This is a genomic window from Aminobacter sp. P4_H6_2, assembly GCF_056400805.1.
Genome location: NZ_JBFUKO010000001.1, coordinates 1 through 19,508, shown reverse-complemented (window position 1 = coordinate 19,508; position 19,508 = coordinate 1). Strand labels below are relative to the sequence as shown.

Annotated in this window: 20 protein-coding genes; 12 read left to right on the top strand and 8 right to left on the bottom strand. The window is 62.3% G+C overall.

Annotation, left to right across the window (positions count from 1 at the left end; genetic code table 11):
• Positions 1-227 precede the first annotated feature (227 nt).
• The 3 genes from aceA to AC1DUU_RS00090 all read left to right on the top strand — a co-directional run bounded on the left by aceA (position 228) and on the right by AC1DUU_RS00090 (position 2,512).
• Complete coding sequence (aceA, locus tag AC1DUU_RS00100; RefSeq protein WP_476781367.1) at positions 228-1,517, top strand: isocitrate lyase; 1,290 nt, start codon at positions 228-230, stop codon at positions 1,515-1,517.
• Positions 1,518-1,579: 62 nt separating this feature from the next.
• Complete coding sequence (locus AC1DUU_RS00095) at positions 1,580-1,822, top strand: SMc00767 family acetate metabolism repressor (RefSeq protein ID WP_067965227.1); 243 nt, start codon at positions 1,580-1,582, stop codon at positions 1,820-1,822.
• Between the two features lie 243 nt (positions 1,823-2,065).
• Positions 2,066-2,512: a PleD family two-component system response regulator gene (locus AC1DUU_RS00090; protein WP_476781366.1), complete on the top strand. Its 447-nt coding sequence runs from the start codon at positions 2,066-2,068 to the stop codon at positions 2,510-2,512.
• Between the two features lie 2 nt (positions 2,513-2,514).
• Here the strand turns inward: AC1DUU_RS00090 and AC1DUU_RS00085 are convergent, their stop codons facing one another.
• Positions 2,515-3,225 carry an HAD family hydrolase gene (locus AC1DUU_RS00085; RefSeq protein ID WP_476781365.1) on the bottom strand — a complete coding sequence of 237 codons (711 nt, stop codon included), beginning with the start codon at positions 3,223-3,225 and terminating at the stop codon, positions 2,515-2,517.
• Between the two features lie 140 nt (positions 3,226-3,365).
• On the opposite strand from AC1DUU_RS00085, the gene AC1DUU_RS00080 reads away from it, so the two are divergent.
• From AC1DUU_RS00080 to AC1DUU_RS00070, 3 genes are all read left to right on the top strand, one after another.
• On the top strand, positions 3,366-4,799 hold the full coding sequence (locus AC1DUU_RS00080) for a glutamine synthetase family protein (protein ID WP_476781364.1): 1,434 nt from the start codon (positions 3,366-3,368) through the stop codon (positions 4,797-4,799).
• 62 nt (positions 4,800-4,861) lie between these two features.
• Entirely contained in the window at positions 4,862-5,230 is a 369-nt protein-coding gene (locus tag AC1DUU_RS00075; protein ID WP_476781363.1) for a four helix bundle protein, read from the top strand.
• A gap of 50 nt (positions 5,231-5,280) precedes the next feature.
• Positions 5,281-6,567: an NAD(P)/FAD-dependent oxidoreductase gene (locus AC1DUU_RS00070; protein WP_476781362.1), complete on the top strand. Its 1,287-nt coding sequence runs from the start codon at positions 5,281-5,283 to the stop codon at positions 6,565-6,567.
• Here AC1DUU_RS00070 and AC1DUU_RS00065 read toward each other — a convergent pair.
• From AC1DUU_RS00065 to AC1DUU_RS00055, 3 genes are all read right to left on the bottom strand, one after another.
• Positions 6,536-8,014: a sensor histidine kinase gene (locus AC1DUU_RS00065; protein WP_476781361.1), complete on the bottom strand. Its 1,479-nt coding sequence runs from the start codon at positions 8,012-8,014 to the stop codon at positions 6,536-6,538. The two genes, AC1DUU_RS00070 and AC1DUU_RS00065, sit on opposite strands and share 32 nt — an antisense overlap.
• The gene (locus tag AC1DUU_RS00060) at positions 8,011-8,685 is read right to left on the bottom strand and encodes a response regulator (protein ID WP_476781360.1); all 675 of its coding nucleotides are present in this window, start codon (positions 8,683-8,685) and stop codon (positions 8,011-8,013) included. The genes AC1DUU_RS00065 and AC1DUU_RS00060 overlap by 4 nt, the downstream gene beginning before the upstream one ends.
• A gap of 91 nt (positions 8,686-8,776) precedes the next feature.
• Positions 8,777-9,160 carry a hypothetical protein gene (locus AC1DUU_RS00055; RefSeq protein ID WP_476781359.1) on the bottom strand — a complete coding sequence of 128 codons (384 nt, stop codon included), beginning with the start codon at positions 9,158-9,160 and terminating at the stop codon, positions 8,777-8,779.
• 186 nt (positions 9,161-9,346) lie between these two features.
• Between AC1DUU_RS00055 and AC1DUU_RS00050 the strand changes: the two genes are divergently transcribed.
• The 3 genes from AC1DUU_RS00050 to AC1DUU_RS00040 are packed head-to-tail and all read left to right on the top strand — an operon-like array spanning position 9,347 to position 11,016.
• A complete protein-coding gene (locus AC1DUU_RS00050; RefSeq protein WP_476781358.1) occupies positions 9,347-9,757 on the top strand; it encodes a DUF5602 domain-containing protein in 411 nt (136 codons plus the stop codon).
• Entirely contained in the window at positions 9,754-10,281 is a 528-nt protein-coding gene (locus AC1DUU_RS00045; RefSeq protein WP_476781357.1) for a plastocyanin/azurin family copper-binding protein, read from the top strand. Before AC1DUU_RS00050 ends, AC1DUU_RS00045 begins: the two co-directional genes overlap by 4 nt.
• 21 nt (positions 10,282-10,302) lie before the next feature.
• Positions 10,303-11,016, top strand: a complete 714-nt coding sequence (locus tag AC1DUU_RS00040) for an RNA polymerase sigma factor (RefSeq protein WP_476781356.1) — start codon at positions 10,303-10,305, stop codon at positions 11,014-11,016.
• On the opposite strand, the gene AC1DUU_RS00035 is transcribed toward AC1DUU_RS00040, so the two are convergent.
• Together AC1DUU_RS00035 and AC1DUU_RS00030 are read right to left on the bottom strand one after the other, a co-directional pair.
• Complete coding sequence (locus AC1DUU_RS00035) at positions 11,003-12,127, bottom strand: beta-ketoacyl-ACP synthase III (protein WP_476781355.1); 1,125 nt, start codon at positions 12,125-12,127, stop codon at positions 11,003-11,005. The genes AC1DUU_RS00040 and AC1DUU_RS00035 overlap by 14 nt on opposite strands.
• 109 nt (positions 12,128-12,236) lie before the next feature.
• On the bottom strand, positions 12,237-12,983 hold the full coding sequence (locus AC1DUU_RS00030; RefSeq protein ID WP_476781354.1) for an SDR family oxidoreductase: 747 nt from the start codon (positions 12,981-12,983) through the stop codon (positions 12,237-12,239).
• A 258-nt stretch (positions 12,984-13,241) separates the two neighbouring features.
• Here AC1DUU_RS00030 and zwf point away from each other — a divergent pair, with 258 nt between their 5' ends.
• From zwf to edd, 3 genes are all read left to right on the top strand, one after another.
• Positions 13,242-14,711, top strand: coding sequence for a glucose-6-phosphate dehydrogenase (gene zwf / locus AC1DUU_RS00025; protein WP_476781353.1), 1,470 nt, complete (start codon positions 13,242-13,244; stop codon positions 14,709-14,711).
• Between the two features lie 5 nt (positions 14,712-14,716).
• Positions 14,717-15,412, top strand: coding sequence for a 6-phosphogluconolactonase (gene pgl / locus AC1DUU_RS00020; protein ID WP_476781389.1), 696 nt, complete (start codon positions 14,717-14,719; stop codon positions 15,410-15,412).
• Positions 15,413-15,475: 63 nt separating this feature from the next.
• Positions 15,476-17,299 carry a phosphogluconate dehydratase gene (edd, locus tag AC1DUU_RS00015; protein WP_476781352.1) on the top strand — a complete coding sequence of 608 codons (1,824 nt, stop codon included), beginning with the start codon at positions 15,476-15,478 and terminating at the stop codon, positions 17,297-17,299.
• 40 nt (positions 17,300-17,339) lie between these two features.
• Here edd and AC1DUU_RS00010 read toward each other — a convergent pair whose 3' ends face one another.
• Together AC1DUU_RS00010 and AC1DUU_RS00005 are read right to left on the bottom strand one after the other, a co-directional pair.
• Positions 17,340-17,690: an MliC family protein gene (locus AC1DUU_RS00010; protein ID WP_476781351.1), complete on the bottom strand. Its 351-nt coding sequence runs from the start codon at positions 17,688-17,690 to the stop codon at positions 17,340-17,342.
• 90 nt (positions 17,691-17,780) lie between these two features.
• A complete protein-coding gene (locus tag AC1DUU_RS00005) occupies positions 17,781-19,307 on the bottom strand; it encodes an ABC-F family ATP-binding cassette domain-containing protein (RefSeq protein WP_476781350.1) in 1,527 nt (508 codons plus the stop codon).
• Between the last annotated feature and the right edge of the window lie 201 nt (positions 19,308-19,508).

Sequence of the window (19,508 nt, the reverse complement as noted above, 5' to 3'; positions counted from 1 at the left end):
TACAACGAAAGTAGGGGTTTTGCCCTACCCGATCTTTTACATTTTTTACAAATTTACAGCGGGCCTTTGTCAAACGCAACACAGGTTTTCTCTTATCTCACGGCCAAATTGTTGAATTTTCTGGCTGCTTCGGCGCTGCGATGTCAAACAAGTCACATAGAAATCGCCGCAAGAAGCCAAGACGCGGCGACCGCCTCAAGCCCCAAAGTGACCAGACGGAGTCGACAATGACTGATTTTTACAACCTCGTCCCTTCAGCCCCGGAAGGCCGTTTCGATGGCATCGAGCGCCCCTATTCGCCGGAGGATGTGAAGCGGCTGCGCGGCTCGGTCCAGATCAAGCAGAGCCTCGCCGAGATGGGCGCCAACCGCCTGTGGAAGCTCATCCATGAGGAAGATTTCGTCAACGCGCTGGGCGCCATGTCCGGCAACCAGGCGATGCAGCAGGTCCGCGCCGGTCTCAAGGCGATCTACCTCTCGGGCTGGCAGGTCGCCGCCGACGCCAACACCGCGTCCGCCATGTATCCCGACCAGTCGCTCTACCCGGCCAATGCGGCCCCTGAGCTGGTCAAGCGCATCAACCGCACGCTGCAGCGCGCCGACCAGATCGAGGTGTCCGAAGGCAAGGGCCTGTCGGTCGACACCTGGTTCGCCCCGATCGTGGCTGACGCGGAAGCCGGTTTTGGTGGCCCGCTCAATGCCTTCGAGATCATGAAGGCGTTCATCGAGGCGGGTGCCGCTGGCGTCCACTTCGAGGATCAGCTGGCTTCGGAAAAGAAGTGCGGCCATCTCGGCGGCAAGGTTCTGATCCCCACTGCGGCGCACATCCGCAACCTGAACGCGGCGCGTCTCGCCGCCGACGTGATGGGCACGTCTACGCTGATCGTTGCCCGCACCGACGCGGAAGCCGCCAAGCTTCTGACCTCCGACATCGACGAGCGCGACCAGCCCTTCGTCGATTATGACGCCGGTCGGACCGTGGAAGGCTTCTACCAGGTGCGCAATGGCATCGAGCCCTGCATTGCCCGCGCCATCGCCTACGCTCCGTTCTGCGACCTGATCTGGATGGAAACCGGCAAGCCCGATCTCGCCCAGGCAAAGAAGTTCGCCGAAGCCGTGCACAAGGCGCATCCGGGCAAGAAGCTGGCCTACAACTGCTCGCCGTCGTTCAACTGGAAGAAGAACCTCGACGACGCGACGATCGCCAAGTTCCAGCGCGAGCTGGGCGCGATGGGCTACAAATTCCAGTTCATCACGCTGGCTGGCTTCCACCAGCTCAACTTCGGCATGTTCGAGCTGGCCCGCGGCTACAAGGATCGCCAGATGGCTGCCTACTCGGAGCTGCAGGAAGCGGAGTTCGCCGCCGAAGTGAACGGCTACACCGCGACCAAGCACCAGCGCGAGGTCGGCACCGGCTACTTCGATGCCGTCTCCATGGCGATCACCGGCGGCAAGTCGTCGACGACCGCGATGCATGAATCGACCGAACACGAACAGTTCCGCCCGGCCGCCGAATAGGCCCGGCGACAAACGACAGAAACGCCCCACAAGGGCAAGGCAACACCCCGAGGAGAACCACAATGGCACCGCGCACCCGCGTCAAGGAACGAGCCGAAGAACAGGCCACGACCATGAGTGCTGACCAGCAGGCCGTGATCCGCATCGTCGCCAACGACCTGCACCGACTCAACCAGTCGGTCATGAAGGCAGTCGAGGCCGGCGTGTCGGTGGAACTGGTCCGCTCGGCTCGCCACCACGGCGGCGATGGCAACTGGGGCGACCTGCTGATCCCTGTCATCGTGACCCAGCAGCCGCACGGCTAGCAGTCAAAGCATTCCTGCCCCTGCCCCCCGGACCCCGTTCGCAGCCCCGGCTGCGGGCGGGGTTTGTCTTTAGCGGCACTATGCATTGGACTTTGATTAGCGAGAAGAAATGCTATCGTCTAAGACTAAAGTCGCACGTCATTTTGAGTGTATTACTTGACACTTCTCGCAGTTGACGCGAACGTAAGGTACCGAACGCAACCACGCATTGAACAGACGCCCCTCAGCTGTYGGCTAAGCCAAATGAAACGCAATGACCTCAATTCGGGCCAAGGCCCGGATACGAATGCGCGCACTCCTGACCGCCTTGTCGCCGATCTTTCAAAGGTGCTCATCGTTGGCCGCTCGCAGATCAACCGTGTCGTCGTCGCCAAGATCGTCGAGCGCTCTGGCCTCAAGACGATCTCGGAATCACCCGATACCGCCTTGGCCATGCTGCGCAAGATGGCGCCGGGCACGATCATTCTGGACGGTGGCAGCGACAACGCAGATTGCGATGCGCTGATGCCTTCGATCTTGTCGCTGAGGCTCGCCTCAGGCGCGAACCTGCCCTCGGTGATCCTGCTGTCCAACCGTCAGGGAACACCTGAGAGCCTTTCGCTGTCGAGCGCAGTCGACATCGTGGTGGCCAAGCCGATCACGCCGGAGCGGCTGCAGCCTGTCGTCGAAAAACTCGTCGGACGAGCCTGAATTCAGTCCAAGGCCTTCAACAGGTCGGAAAGCTCACCGAGATGCGGCAGCTTGCGGAAGCGCTTGGCTTCCGTCGGCTCATCGACATGTTCGTAGGCCCAGGTCAGGTCGTGGGGAATGTAGACACCCCAGCTGCCGGCCTCGATCGCCGGAACGACGTCTGACTTCAGCGAATTGCCGATCATCATGCTGCGGGCCGCACCGTCGCCATGGCGAGCGAAGATGCGTTCGTAGGTCGGCCGTGACTTGTCGCTGACAATCTCGACGGCATCGAAGAAATCGCCAAGCCCCGATTGGGCCAGCTTGCGCTCCTGGTCGAACAGGTCGCCCTTGGTGATCAGGACCAGGCGGTAGCGCCCGGCGAGTGCTTCAAGCGTGTCGTGGACATGGGGCAGCGTCTCGATCGGGTGGCTCAGCATCTCGCGGCCGGCGGCCAGGATCTTTTCGAWCACCGAGGCCGGCACTTGGCCCTCAGTCACCTCGATCGCGGTTTCGATCATCGACAAGGTGAAGCCCTTGATGCCGAAGCCGTAGGTACCGAGGTTGCGCTTCTCCGCGTCGAGCAGCCGGGCCATCAGGTGCTCCTGCTCGCCATGTTCGGCAAGCAGTTCGGCGAAGTGCTTCTCCGTCATGCGGAAGAATTGTTCATTCTGCCACAGCGTGTCGTCGGCATCGAATCCGATGGTGGATAGTTGGGTCGATTTGGAGGTCATGGCGATCATCTAGGTCAGAAATCGGCTCAAAACCAGCGGCTTGGCCGTAACAGTTTGCTGGAATCGCCTGCCAGCCCCCCTTTTCTTCCTTCACGCGGCACGGCTATACTCGGGAATCTGCAACCACAACCTGGTGATTGATGCCGCCTGCAAAGAAGGAAGTCCGTCCGACCACTCGGGGGGCTCGCGCCCGCACGCCCGCTTTTGTGAAAAACACACGTGGTGTTCGCAATTGGAAAGAAGCCTCCGAATGGCTGGAATGGCGGGGCATCGAAGACATAGAGTGCATCACGCCCGACCAGGCGGGCGTCGCTCGCGGCAAGATGATGCCGTCGTCCAAATTCACCTCCAACACCTCGCTGGCGCTGCCTTCGGCGGTGTTCATGATGACGATTTCGGGCGGTTATCCAGAAGACGGCAACGGTTTTGCCTATCCGGAAGATGACGGCGACCTGAAGCTGGTGCCCGATCTTTCGACGCTGAGCGTCGTGCCATGGGAAGACGATCCAACCGCGCAAGTGATCTGCGACCTCGCCCACCAGGACGGGCGCCAGGTCGAGTTTACGCCGCGCAATGTGCTCAAGCGCGTGGTCGCCGCTTATGACAAGCTTGGGCTGAAGCCGGTCGTTGCGCCTGAAATCGAATTCTACCTCGTTCGCAAGAATCCCGATCCCGACTATCCGCTGACACCGCCCGTCGGCCGCTCCGGCCGCCCGATCGGCGGAGGTGCTGGCTATTCCATCGCCGGCGTCAACGAATTCGACGAATTGATCGACGACATCTACCATTTCTCCGAGGCTCAGGGCCTGGAGATCGACACGCTGATCCACGAAGAAGGTGCCGGCCAGCTCGAGATCAATTTGCGCCATGGCGATCCGATTGAACTCGCCGACCAGGTGTTCCTGTTCAAGCGCACCATTCGCGAGGCGGCGCTGAAGCACGACATCTACGCCACCTTCATGGCCAAGCCGATCCAGGGACAGCCAGGTTCGGCGATGCACATCCACCAGTCGATCATCGACAAGAAGACCGGAAAAAACATCTTTTCCGCCGAAGACGGTTCGGAAACCGATGCCTTCTTCCACTTCATCGGCGGCATGCAGAAGCATGTGCCGAACGCCTTGGTGATGTTTGCGCCTTACGTGAACTCATATCGCCGGCTGACCCAGGCGGCCTCCGCCCCGGTCAATAACAAGTGGGGCTACGACAACCGCACCACCGCCTTCCGCGTGCCTCGCTCCGATCCCGGCGGCCGCCGTGTCGAAAACCGCATCCCATCGTCGGATGCCAACCCGTATCTGGCGTTGGCGGCCTCGCTTGCCTGTGGGCTGATCGGCCTCACCAGCAAGCTGCAGGCTGAGGCGCCGGTGCTGACCACGGCCAACGAGGACGAGATCGACCTGCCGCGCGGCCTGCTCGAAGCGGTCGACCTGTTTGAGGGCGACGAAGAGCTGACGTCGCTTTTGGGGCAGTCGTTTGCGACCACCTATGCGGCGATCAAACGGGCCGAGTTCGAGACCTTCATGGAGGTCATCAGCCCCTGGGAGCGGGAGTATCTGCTGCTGAATGTGTGAAGGGTAAGGCAGTAGGGGAATAGGGCAGTGAGGCAGTTGCGCGGCAGCGAGGGGGATCGAGCGTGGCGACCGAGATCAACTCGTATCAGGACCTTGTCGTCTGGCAGCAGGCAATGGAGTTGGCGACTGCGATCTACAGCTCGACCCGTACTTGGCCGAAGGAGGAGCTTTACGGGCTGACCAGCCAGGTCAGACGCGCTGCCGTCTCCGTTCCAGCCAACATCGCCGAGGGTTACGGTCGTGAAAACCGTGGCTCCTACCAGCAGTTCCTGAGGATTGCGCAAGGATCGCTCAAAGAAATGGAGACACACCTGCTCATTGCCGAGCGCGTTGGTATCACGACTCCCGAGGCAATTCGGCAGGCAATGACAACGAGCGAAAGCGTCGGCAAGCTGCTGCGATTGCTGATCCGAAAGCTATCGAACGAATAACCCTACTGCCCTACTGCCCTACTGCCCTACTGCCCTACTGAAAGCCCATCATGCCCTACCAATCCCCGATCTCTCCCGGCTTGTCGTGGTACGAAGACACCGCCGGACCGCGCCCAGAGTATCCAGCGCTCGACGGCGACAGGCAGGCCGACGTCGTCATCATCGGCGGCGGCTTCACCGGGCTTTCGGCGGCAGCGCATCTGGCAAAATCCGGCACAAATGTCGTGCTGATCGAGGCGCATCGCTTCGGCGATGGCGCATCGGGCCGCAATGGCGGCCAGCTTGGCACCGGCCAGCGCGCCTGGGCGGAAGAGCTGGAGGGCGAATATGGCTTCACCCGGGCAAAGGCACTGTTCGACCTCGCCGAGGAAGCCAAGGCGCATCTGTTCGACTTCGCCGCCACCCATGGCATCGATATCGACTACATGCCGGGGCAGATGTCGGTGGCGCACAAGCCGCGCTTTGTCGACGACTACAAAGCCCATGCCGAGATCATGGCGAGCCGCTTCAACTACCCGCATGTCAGGTTCATGGATGCGCGGGAGACCGCCGAGCGGCTGGGTTCGACGCACTACTATGGTGGCACGCGCGACACCGGCACCGGGCATATCCACCCGCTCAAACTGGTAATCGGCACGGCGCGAGTTGCTGCCGAAGCCGGCGCGCAGCTGTTCGAGAACACGCAGTCGACCGGCATTACCTCACAAGGCGGCAAGGTACGCGTGACAACGCCGCGCGGCACGATTACCGCGCAGAAATGCCTGATCGCCGTCAACGCCTATGGCGGCAATCTGGAACCGATAAGTGCGTCTCACATCATGCCGATCGGTTCGTTCATCGGCGCGACGGTGCCGCTAGGTGCGGAGTCCAAGGTGATCCCGGGCGGAGAGTCGGTCGACGATTCCCGCTTTGTGGTGCGCTATTTCCGCAAGTCCCCGGACGGCCGACTATTGTTCGGCGGACGTGAAATCTACGGCGTCAACGACCCAAAGGACATCCATATCCACATCCGCAAGCAGATCGCCGAGATTTACCCTACGCTCAAGGATGTGGAAATCACCCATGGCTGGGGCGGCTATGTCGGCATCACCATGCCGCGCAAACCTTTCGTGCGCGAGGTGATGCCCAATGTCATCTCGGTCGGCGGCTATTCCGGCCATGGCGTGATGTTGGCCAATTTCTTCGGCAAGCTCTATGCCGAGACGGTCGCCGGCAACCGCGACAGGCTCAAGCTGATCGAGGACCTGAAGATACCGCCCTTCCCCGGCGGCCGGCGTTTTCGCGCGCCACTGTTGTTTCTGGCGCTCAACTGGTTTGCGCTGCGCGATCGGATTTAGCCTCGGCTGCTTGCAGCCCGTCGACCAGCGGCAGTTGTAGTCTGAAGCGGGCACCGTGCCATGGACCCACCAGGATTTCGACGTTGCCGCTATGCAGTTTAGCGATTTCACGGGCAAGATTGAGCCCCAGGCCTGCGCCGGTGTTTCGGGGGCGCAGCCGATAAAACGGCTGGAAGACGCGTTCGTGTTCTTCGTAAGGGATGCCAGGACCCTCGTCGCGGATCTCTAGCCCGCCTTTGGCGTCCACCACCACCGATATGGTGCCCTCACCGCCGCCATGGTCGATGGCATTGCGCAAAAGATTGGTGACGGCCTGCTGTATCTGCGACGGCTGAATGTTGACCAGCACGCTCGAAGCTGCCGGCTCGAAGGAAAAATCATAGCCTGCCGCCAGCGCGAGCGGCGCGAAATCGGCGGCAATGTGGCGCGCGAACTCGACAAGATCGACGACCTCGCGGGCACCGGCGGAATGGTCGAGCACCTGCCGGTCGAGCAACTGTTGCGCCAGATGCGACAGACGCTCGATGTCTTTCAGAAGGCGCGCGCTTTCGGGGTCCTCGCGCAGCAGTTCGGCGCGGGTGCGGAGGATGGCAATCGGCGTGCGCAATTCATGTGCCGCATCGGTGAGGAAGCGGTTGCGCTGGTCATAGCCCTCGCCCAGTCGCGACAGCGCATTGTTGAAGGCCTGGACCAGCGGCGCGACCTCGGTCGGCACCTGTTCGGTTGGAAGCTGGACAGCGCGGTTTTCGATGTCGATGCGCCCCGCCTGGCTGGCAGTTGCGATAAGACCGGCCAGCGAGCGTCGCACCACAGCTGGCGTGGCGACCAGGGTCGTCCCTCCCATCACGACAAAGAATGGAAGAAGGATCACGATGATGATCAAGGCAACGATCGGGCCGATCTTCAGCCACGCTATTTGGCCATCGACATCGCGCGTTCCATCGATGCTCAATTGGAAGGTCACATCAACGCCGTCCATGTCCGTACGCGAGTACATCGTCGACGTCAGGATCCGAACCGGACCGGCGGCGGTTTCGCGATTGGCCATCTTCGCATCCGGCCGGACATCATAGATCGGAAACCGCAACAGCACGTTGTCGATTCCCCACGGCAACCCGATATTTTCGTCGTTATAGACAGCCGGGATCTGCCCTTCCTTCAGGGTCTTGCCCGCCTTGTCGCGAACGATCAGCCACAATTTCGGGTAATTTTCTCGCGCCGCGCGCAGTTCCTCCGTATCGAGCAGGACAATGTTGCCGTTTACATCCCTGTTTACAGCACCTGCGACAGCCTCCACCGCGGTTTCGTTATCAGTGAGCAGCCGCGGCTCGAGCAGGAAGAGAACCAGCCAGATAAGACCGACAAAGGCGAACAAAGTCGCAGCCTGAAGCAGGATCAGCCTGCGCACGAGCTGCCATTGCAGCGAACGTGGGCCGGCTTTCTTCATGCCACGGCACGCAAGAGGTAGCCGAGGTTGCGGATGGCCCGGATTTCGACGCCGGCAGCGACATCGTCGAGCTTGCGGCGCAGGCGCGAGACATGGGAATCGAGCGCATTGGAGCCGATCTCGTCGCCCATGGCATAGACCGACTCTTCGAGCGTCGCGCGCAGGACGGTTCGGCCGGGCCGGCGGAGAAGTGCCTCCAGCGCCAGTTGCTCGCGCCGCAAAAGCTCCAGCGGCTTGTCGCCGACGGAAGCTTCGCGATGGTGGAAATCGTAGGTGAGACGGCCAATCACCGTCTGCTCGGCCTTCAAAGCAATAGGACGCCGGTGCAGCGCACGAAGCCGCGCCATAAGCTCTTCCATGGCAAACGGCTTGACCAGATAGTCGTCGGCACCGGCATCGAGCCCGGCGACGCGGTCGTTGATGCCGCTGAGCGCAGTCAGGATCAGGATCGGTGCATCGACACGCAGCGCCCGCAGCTTCGGGATCAGATCGAGCCCCTCGCCATCAGATACACGGCGATCGAGCACCACCGCGTCATAGGGCCCGAACTCGGCCGCAGCCTCGGCATCGGCAAGCGTCGCGACATGATCGACGATCACATTGCGGCGCGCGAGCGCTGACTTCAGCACCGAGGCCATCTCCGGCTCGTCCTCGAGCAGCAAAATGCGCATGAGCGGTTCCTTCAAAAGGACCAGGGATTGACTATCGCGACACCGGCCGGCGCGACTTGCATAACATCGACACGCCTAAAGGCCGACTGGGTCACTCGCATTCAAGCTTGGGCTTGCGGAAATTGGTGATGTACCAACGGCCGTCCGACATGCTGGCGTAGAATGTGTAGAAGCATTCCTGCTCCTGGACATAACCTGGCGTCGTCATCTCCTCGTACCGCGTGCCGCGCCTGGTGCCCCTGATTTCGCCGCTCGTCGAACCCGGCACGACATTCGTCGATATTTTCCGCCATTGATAGGCGCGTTGGCCACGGCCCAGCTCGAGCACGGCAACCGGCGGTCCGTAGTCGATGATGACCGATTCAAGCGGCTGGCCAACATAGTTCTTCATGATGTCCGACTGGCAGCCGGCGAGAAAAACCGTCGCAGCGGCGACGAAAACGCCGACAGCGCGGCAGGCATTGGTGAAAGACATGTCTGATCCCAATTCTGGACGATATGCCCGCAGCTACGCCGCCAAGATTGCACTTACATTGCAGGCCTTGGCGGAGGATCGATCCGGAGGCTTGCCGCCACGATTTCCGGGAACCTTTTTGGGAAAGCCGCATCCAATGGTTCGAAGCCGCCGCGCGATGCGGGGCGTTCACAGGGAGATGCTCCAATGAAAATGGTTTCCGCCGCACTCGCTCTCATGCTCGCCGGTGCCTTGCCCGCGCTCGCCCAGGACGTGGCGAAGGCCCCACCCCCAGGCGCGTTCAAAGCCGTCAGCAGCCTGGTCAAGCTGCCGGACTTCTTGCCCGGCATGGGCCAGCTCTTCGTTGATCCGGCAACCCTGCCGGCCGGCCCGTTCCTCGCCTACGACCATGATGGCAAGCTGGTCAGCACCATCTACATGCTGCCGATCAAGGACCTCAATCCGAACAAGCGCTTCGACGACCTCGCCTCGCCCGGCGGCAATGTCGACCATGTCAGCGTCTACTACAATGCCGGCCATCCCGGGGTAGAGGAGCCGCATGTCCATGTCGTGCTGTGGCATGTGGCCAAGGCTGACGAGGCGCGGGTGGCGAAATGATCGCCACGCGCCGACAGATGATCGGAGCCGGCGGGGGATTTTTCCTCGCCGCGCTCCTCTCCAGGCTGGCTTTCTCCGCAAGCAACGACATCGTTGATGTCGAAATGCATGGCAAGGACGATGGCGCGCATGTCTGGTTCGACCCTGCCGGCATACATATCGAGCCGGGGCAGACTGTGCGCTGGACAAATCGCGACCCGGGCAACTCTCACACGGTGACGTCTTATCACCCTGACGTCTTCGACCGACCGTTGCGCATCCCGGCAAACGCCAAGCCGTGGAATTCCGACTATCTGCTGCCGGGCCAGTCCTTCTCGGTGACGCTGACCGTGCCGGGGGTGTATGACTATTACTGCGTGCCGCATGAGCACGCCGGCATGGTCGGACGCTTCGTGGTCGGCACGCCGCAGCCGGTGGCGCCCAGTGCAGCGGACCCCTCGCTCACGCCGCTGCCCGATGTGGCACTGAACGGGTTTCCGCCTGTCGACGAGATCATCGCCAAGGGCATCGTCCGCCGGGTCTGAACGGCAAAGGGAGGCGACAGCATGCAGCTGGCAAACTTGCGGCAACAGGTCGATCTCGACGGGCGCCGCGACGAGGAACTGGTGGCACTCGCGCGCCAAGGCGGCGAGAACGCCATCCGCGCGCTCATCAAACGCAACAACCAGCGGCTCTTTCGGGTCGCCCGCGCCGTCATGCGCAATGACGCGGAGGCCGAGGACGTAGTGCAGGAAGCCTATGTCAGGGCCTTCACCCGGCTCGACAGCTTCAAGGGCGATGCGATGTTTTCGACATGGCTCACGAAGATCGCTCTCAACGAGGCGCTCACGCGCATCCGCAGGCTGCGACCTGTGGCCGAACTGGACGAACTGGATATCGCGGCCAACGGAGGCCAGGTGATCATGTTTCCGACATCGCTGACACCACCAGGTGCAGATGCCGAGCTGGCTCGCGGGCAAGTCCGCGCTCTGCTTGAACAGGCGATCGACGAGCTGCCGGCTGCCTTTCGCATCGTCTTCATCTTGCGCGACGTCGAGGAGATGAGCATAGACGAGACCGCGACTCAGCTCGCGCTCAAGCCGGAGACGGTCAAGACGCGGCTGCACCGCGCCCGCAAATTAATGCGGGCGGCTATTGAAAAACGCCTGTCGAGCGGCTTTGCCGAGCTTTTCCCGTTCAACGGCGCGCGCTGCGAACGCATGGCCGATCAGGTGGTCGAGCGACTGCGCGGGCTAGAACGCCCGGTCACATCTTCCTGACGATGACGCTGCCTGCGGAGTAGCCTGCGCCGAAGGAACAGATCACGCCCAGGCTGCCCGAAGGCAGGTCGTCGGAGAATTTCGAAAACGCAATGATCGAACCGGCCGACGAAGTGTTTGCATAATCCTGCAGCACGTTGGGCTGCYCATCGCGCGTCGCGTCGTGGCCCAGGACCCGCGAACCGATCAGGTCGTTCATGGCCTTGTTGGCCTGGTGCAGCCACAGCCGCGACAGGCTGGCCGGCTCGATGCCTTGGTCGGCGAGATGGCTGAGCATCAGTTCGGCGACCATCGGCACCACCTGCTTGAAGACCTTGCGGCCTTCCTGGTGGAACTGCATATCGCGGCGGTCGGCCATGTGGCCTTCACGGGTGCGGCGAAGGAAGCCGTTGTTGTTGCGAATGTTGTTGGAGAATTCGGTGAGGCAGCGTGTCGACACGACCTCATAGAGGTTTTCCGCCTTGGCCTCRTCGGCGCGTTGCAAAACGACCGCCGTGCAGACATCGCCGAAAATGAAGTGGCAGTCGCGGTCGCGCCATTCCTGGTGGCCGGACGTGATCTCGGGATTGACCATCAGGATCGCGCGGGCGGAGCCGGTGCGGATCATATCAGTGGCAAGCTGGATGCCGAAGGTCGCCGAGGAGCATGCAACGTTCATGTCGAAGGCAAAGCCCTTGATGCCGAGCGCCTGCTGCACCTCGATGGCAATCGCCGGATATGCGCGCTCATGGTTGGAGGCGGCACATATGACGGCGTCGATGTCGGCAGCGGTCAGCCCCGCCTTCTTCATCGCCTTGTCGGCGGCCTTGACCGAAATCTCGGCCATCAGCGAGAGCTCGTCCTCGGCGCGCTCGGGCAGCACCGGATGCATGATGCCTGGATCGAGGATGCCGAATTTGGAGATGACATGGCGCCGCTCGATGCCGGACGCCTTGACGATGAACTCTTCCGACGACATCGCCATCGGCGCGCGCTCGCCGGCCTCGATGGCGTCGGCGTGCAGCTTGTTCTGGCGGTGGGCATATTCATTGTAGGAGGCCACCAACTCGGCGTTGGTGATGACTTCCTCCGGCGTGAAGATGCCGGTACCGCTGATCGCAACCCTGTGCATGGCGTTTCCTGCTGGTTTTGAGCCATTGGAATAGGGTTCCGGCATCGCCGGTCAAGCGTAAACGCCACGATTCAGGCTCGAAAAGGCGGTTACCTCAGGGAATAATCGCCTAAATACAGCGGCCGCCGTCCACTTCCATCGCCACGCCGGTGATCAGTGAAGCTTCGTCGGAGACGAGGAACAGAGCCGCGTTGGCGATGTCGAGCGGCGTCGAGAAACGGCCGAGCGGGATCGAGGCTTTGAACCTCTCGCGGATTTCGGGCGTGTCCTTGCCCATGAATTTTTCCAGCATGCCGGTTTCGCCGGCCACCGGGCAGAGACAGTTGACGCGGATGTTCTTCGGCGCCAGTTCGACCGCCATCGACTTGGTGGCCGTGATCGCCCAGCCTTTCGAGGCATTGTACCAGGTCAGACCTGGGCGCGGCCTGAGGCCTGCGGTCGACGCCGTGGTCAGGATCGACCCACCACCTTGGCGCTCCATGATCGGCACCACGGCGCGCGCCGCATGATAGATCGCCTTCATGTTGACGGCGGTGATGAGGTCGAAAATATCCTCCTCGACATCGACGAGGTCGCCGTTGCGATGGGTGTAGCCGGCATTGTTGACCATGATGTCGATGCGACCGAAAGCACTCTTGGCGGCATAGACAAGTTCGTCGAACTCGGAACGCAACGACACATCGGTGGTGACCGCAATCGCGTCCTTGCCGATCTCGGCAACGACACGCTCGGCTTCCCTGGCATTCAGGTCGGCGACGACCACCTTGGCGCCCTCCTCGGCAAAGCGCTTGGCCATGCCCTCGCCGAAACCGGCCGCAGCCCCGGTGATGATCGCTACCTTATCCTTGAGACGCATCGTCTTTCCGCCCTGTCGATTTTCTTCCTGATCGATCTAGCCGCCGCCACAGTTGACCGCAATGCTCGACGCAAGGCAGAGCAGCTGATGTATCGGGCCAGCGGCTTGTGCTTGGATTTCCAAACGCCGAGGCCCTATGTTGGGCTGGTGCGACCGCCACGTCGAAAACGAAACTGTGACACCTAGGCACTGGCGTTTTTAAATCGATTAGCATATATCGGGCGGCGACATCGCGACCGTCTTGGAAACGGATAGAAAATGACCAGCCAGATCATCCCCGTCGATCCCTTCGACTTCATCATTTTCGGGGGCACCGGCGATCTGTCGGAACGCAAATTGCTGCCGGCGCTGTATCATCGCCAGCGGGACCACCAGTTTTCCGAGCCGACGCGCATCATCGGCGCCTCGCGCACCAAGATGGACGACAAGGAATTCCGCGCTTTCGCCAAGAAGGCGATCTCGGATCACGTCAAACCGGAATATATCGAAGAAGCTGAGCTCAAGACCTTTCTCGACCGGCTGAGCTACGTCGCGATCGACGCCAAGTCAGGTGATGGCTTTGCCGAGTTGAAGAAGTCGGTGGCCGACAGCAAGCGCATCCGGGTCTTCTACCTCGCCGTGGCACCCAGCCTGTTCGGCGACATCTCCGACCATCTCAAGGAACACAAGCTCGTCACCCCGGATTCGCGCATTGTCGTGGAGAAGCCGATCGGCCGGGACCTTGAGTCGGCCAAGGCGCTCAACGACATCATCGGCGACGATTTTGGCGAGCACCAGATTTTCCGCATCGACCACTATCTCGGCAAGGAGACGGTGCAGAACCTGATGGCACTGCGTTTTGCCAATGCGCTCTACGAGCCGCTGTGGAACTCGGCCAATATCGACCATGTCCAGATCACCGTCGCCGAGACCGTCGGCCTCGAGGACCGCGTCACCTATTACGACAAGGCAGGTGCGCTGCGCGACATGGTGCAGAACCACATGCTGCAGCTGCTCTGCCTCGTTGCCATGGAGGCACCGGCCTCGATGGAGGCGAATGCGGTACGCGACGAAAAGCTCAAGGTTTTGAACGCGCTGAAGCGCATCAATGGCAATGAAGCTCCAAAGCACACCGTGCGCGGACAGTACCGTGCCGGAGCTTCCGCTGGCGGACCGGTCAAGGGTTACATCGAAGAACTCGGTGCCGAGAGCACCACCGAGACCTTCGTTGYCATCAAGGCCGAGATCGCCAACTGGCGCTGGGCCGGCGTGCCTTTCTACCTGCGGACCGGCAAGCGGCTGGCCTCGCGCGTCTCGGAGATCGTCATCGAATTCCGGCCGATCCCCCATTCGATCTTCGACGAAAGTGCCGGTCCGATCTTCAACAACCAGCTGGTCATTCGCCTGCAGCCCGACGAAGGCGTCAAGCAGTTCATCATGATCAAGGATCCGGGTCCGGGAGGCATGCGCTTGCGCCAGATTCCACTCGACATGAGTTTCGCCCAGTCCTTCGACGGACGCGCGCCCGATGCCTATGAACGGCTGATCATGGATGTGGTGCGCGGCAACCAGACGCTGTTCATGCGCCGCGACGAGGTCGAGGCGGCATGGAAATGGATCGATCCGATCCAGCACGCCTGGGAAGCCAGCCGCCAGGAAGCCCAAGGCTACACCGCCGGCACCTGGGGCCCATCGGCGTCGATCGCCTTGATCGAACGCGACGGCCGCACCTGGCACGAAAGCAATTGAGCACCATGGCCCTGGCCCGCTGGAACGAGTTTGCAACGAGCGATGAACTGGCGGCAGCACTTGCCGCCAAGGTCGCCGACGTGCTGCGGGCAGCGATTGCACGACAAGGCGAGGCGTTCCTCGCCGTGTCAGGCGGCACCACGCCAGGCCGCTTCATGGCAGCGCTGTCGCGGGAAGAACTCGACTGGAGCAAGGTCATCGTGACGCTTGTCGACGAGCGTTTCGTTCCCGAGACCTCTGCGCGTTCCAACGCGTCGCTGGCCAAAGCGAACCTGCTGCAGAACAATGCCGCTGCCGCGCGATTCGCGCCGCTCTATCATGAGGCTGCTACGGTCGAAGACGCTGCGGCGATGGCCGATGCCGAAATCCGCGCCCTGCCCTGGCCGCTCGATGCCGCGATCCTGGGCATGGGCGGCGATGGCCACACAGCCTCGTTTTTCCCCGACGCACAAGGGCTCGATGCCCTACTCGACCCGACTTCGGCGCGCATCGTCATGCCGGTGCATGCCGCAAGCGCGGGCGAGCCGCGCCTGACACTGACACTTCCCGCACTGGTCGGCGCCGGGCTGCTGGTCGTGCACATCGAAGGTGCTGAAAAGCGTTCCGTGCTCGATGCCGCCATGGCGGCGGAAACGGCTCTGCCGATCCGCACCGTGCTCGACCGGGCACCGCGCGCCGCCGAGATTTATTGGGCGCCCTGAGCGGACGTCCATTGCCCGATGCCCCTCCCAAGCTTTGGGCGCCGAGTTGAAAGGACTAAGGCCATGACCGCCAGGAACGACATCCAAGCCATCACCGAGCGTATCCGCGAGCGCTCGAAGGTCAGCCGCGAGATCTATCTCGGCCGCCTCGCCGAGGCGGCTGGGAAGACGGCCAACCGTGCCGTGCTATCCTGCGGCAACCTCGCCCATGGCTTTGCAGTGTGCAGCCCCTCGGAAAAAGTGGCGCTCGGCGGCGACAAGGTCGCCAATATCGGCATCATCACCTCCTACAACGACATGCTGTCGGCGCATCAGCCATTCGAAACTTTCCCGCAGCTGATCAAGGATGCGGCGCGCGAAGCCGGTGGCATTGCCCAGGTCGCGGGCGGCGTGCCGGCGATGTGCGATGGCGTCACGCAGGGACAGCCAGGCATGGAGCTGTCGTTGTTTTCGCGCGACGTGATCGCCATGGCGGCAGCCGTCGGCCTCAGCCACAATATGTTCGATGCGGCGGTCTATCTCGGCGTCTGCGACAAGATCGTGCCGGGGCTGGTGATCGCGGCACTGACCTTCGGCCATCTGCCGGCGATCTTCATTCCCGCCGGGCCGATGACGACTGGCCTGCCGAATGACGAAAAGGCCAGGATCAGGCAGCTCTATGCCGAGGGCAAGGTCGGCCGCGCCGAACTTCTCGAAGCGGAGTCGAAATCCTATCACGGGCCGGGCACCTGCACCTTCTACGGCACGGCGAACTCCAACCAGATGCTGATGGAGATCATGGGCCTGCACACGCCGGGCGCTTCCTTCGTCAATCCGGGCACGCCGCTGCGCGAGGCGCTGACGCGCGAAGCCGCCAAGCGCGCGCTGGCGATCACCGCACTCGGCAATGAATACATTCCCGCCGGGCGCATGATCGACGAGCGCTCGGTGGTCAACGGCGTCGTTGGCCTGCACGCCACCGGCGGCTCGACCAACCACACCATCCACCTGATTGCCATGGCGGCTGCCGCCGGCATCCGGCTGACCTGGCAGGACATTTCGGACCTGTCGGACGCGGTTCCGCTGCTGGCGCGGGTCTATCCGAACGGCCTTGCCGACGTGAACCACTTCCAGGCAGCGGGCGGCATGGGCTTCCTGATCCGCGAACTGCTCGACGTCGGCCTGTTGCATGAAGACGTGCAGACGGTGTGGGGCGAAGGGCTGCGCCCCTATGCGGTCGAAGCCAAGCTCGGCGCCGACGGTTCGGTTGTGCGCGAGGCAGCTCCCAAGCTGAGCGGCGACGAAAAGGTGCTGGCGCCGGCATCCAAGGCGTTCCAACCGCACGGCGGGCTCAAGGTGCTTGGCGGCAATCTTGGCCATGCCATCATCAAGACCTCGGCAGTGAAGCCAGAACGCCGCATCATCAAAGCACCGGCTTTGGTGTTCGACAGCCAGCAGGGTCTCAACGATGCCTTCAAGGCCGGACTGCTCGACCGCGATTTCGTCGCGATCATCCGCTTCCAGGGACCGAAAGCCAACGGCATGCCGGAACTGCACAAGCTGACCACAGTGCTCGGCATCCTGCAGGACCGCGGCCACAAGGTGGCACTGGTCACCGACGGGCGCATGTCTGGCGCATCCGGCAAGGTGCCTGCGGCCATCCACGTCACGCCCGAAGCGCTTGAAGGCGGGCCGATCGGCCGCGTCCATGACGGCGACATCGTCCGGCTCGACGCCGAGGAAGGCACGCTCGAAGTACTGGTTCCGGCCGGCGACCTGGCATTGCGTCCGGCCCCGGTTTGCGACCTCTCCGGCAACGAATACGGCTTCGGTCGCGAGCTGTTTGCCGGCTTCCGCCAGATGGCCGGCCGCGCCGACCACGGCGCGAGCGTGTTCGGGACGGCCTGAAGGTACGGCAGAAGCTCAAGCATAACGTGCAGCTTTTGCGCTACTTCTCCGCCGTGCAAGAGAACACCGGCGGAGCATCTTCGCCCTTGGTCAGGTCGTAGAAGTCGGCGTTGTCGCCCTTGGTCCACCAGACATATTGCTGGCCAGCGTATCTGGCGCCGGAACCGCTGAGTACTGTCACCGCAATGACCGTCTCGTCGCCGAGACCGAGCACGACCAGCGAGTTGTTCGCCGTGTTGATGTATTCGGCCTTCACTTCGCGTTTGCCGCATCTGTAGGTTACGGCCTGACGCTCGACCGCCGCATCGCCGGGCAAGTCGATGGTGACGGTCGAGGCCGTCGCGCCGCTCAGAGCAGATGCCAGCAAGATTGCCGTCAAAATCGAACGCATATGGGCCTCCATCCAAGCCGAAATCTTAAAACCGAATAGCATGCGGCGACAGCTTGCCGAAGCTTGTGGGCCTCGGCAAGCTGGCGGCGTTTAAGCGGCGCCCGCCACATCGGTGAAAAAGTCCTCCGGCCCCTCGACCTCGACCAGTCGCTTTTTCTCGATCTGCCAGAACCGGTTGGCGACGGCGCGCACGAAGCTGCGGTCATGCGACACCAGCAGGCAGCTCGCCTCGTGCTTCAACAGTTCGGTTTCCAGTGCTTCTTGCCCGTCGATATCGAGATGGTTGGTCGGCTCGTCGAGCAGATAGAAGTTCGGGTTGGTCAGCCTGAGCACCAGCATGCCGAGGCGCGCCTTCTGCCCGCCCGAAAGCCGGCCGATCTGGCTTGCCTGCATATCGATTCCCATGCCGGCACCGGCCAGCAAGGTGCGGGCGCGCTGTTCACCTAGCTCGAAGCGACGCGTAAGCACGCCGAGCGGCGTGTCGCGGTCTTCGAGATCGGACAGGCCCTGATCGCCATAGCCAAGCACCAGAGACGGCGTCGCCTTGACGGCATCGCCGGCGTTTTCCGGCGCGCCGATTGCTTGCCTGACCATGTTGACGAGCCGCGTCTTGCCGGTGCCATTGCGGCCCAGCAAAACGACGCGGTCGCCCTGGCGCAGCCATAGCCTGCCAGTCCTGAACAACAGCGTTCCGTCGGGCGTGGTGACAGGCGCATCGTCGAGCGTGACCAGCACCTTGGCATGCGTGCCGCGATTGGCCAGCTTGATGGCGCCCGCCGAGCGCTCCAGGTGCGCGGGCCTGGCAGCATCCTCCAGCTTTTCGGCCCTTTCCTTCAGCTGCTTGGTTTTCACCACCAGAAGGTCGCTGCCCGAATTGATGCCGATATTGTTGAGCTTGGCTGCCTGCCGCCGCAACTGCTGCGCCGTTTTCATATCCTTCTGGAACCGACGCTCGTCGGAGGCATCGATTTCATCGAGTGCAGCCCGTGCCCTGGAGTAAGGTAGCGAGAAGACCTGCGAGTTTTCCGGGCGCAGGAACAGCGTCTTGTTGGTCACGGCATCGAAGAAGGCCCGGTCGTGACTGCAAATGATGACTGGCACATCGCGCGGCAGCGCGTTCAGCCAGTCTTCGAGCTGGCTGATCCGGGCAAGATCGAGGTGGTTTGTCGGCTCGTCGAGCAACAGCACGTCGGGCTCGGTCACCCAGACGCGGGCAAGCATCGCCAGCCGCTGCCAGCCGCCGCTCAGCTGCGACAGCGGACGTTCGCGCATCGCTTCGGGCACATCGAGCGAGTCGAGCACGATGTCGACGCGCCAGCTTTCGCTCTCGGCCTGATCCAGCGGCAGTGCGCCAAGGACCGCCTCGAAAAACGTCGCGGCGTTCAGGCTGGCCGGCACGTCCTGCTCGACATGGCCGACGCGCAGACCGCGCGCGCGGGTGATGTCACCCGATGTCGGTTCGAAGCCGCCTGATATGGAACGCAAAAGCGTGGATTTGCCGCGGCCATTGGCGGCGACGATGCCGAGGCGGTCGCCCGGCTCGATGGAAAGGTTGAGATTGGAAAAAAGCGGTGCGCCAAGGGTTACGCCAAGCGACCTCAGATTGATCAATGCCATAGTCGTTCTCTGGTCTGTCCGGACCGTCATCCCGCATCCGGTCAAAGGATGCATCTGGGGAGGCTAGGCCCGGTGGATTGTCACTGTGCAGGCGCGAACTCAAAGGCTCAGCGCTGCATCACCACGAAGGGCAGACCAAAAAGAGATACGCTTTGGCGATCGTCTGTGGTCAGCCCTGCAAACTTGTATGCAGGGCGTGGA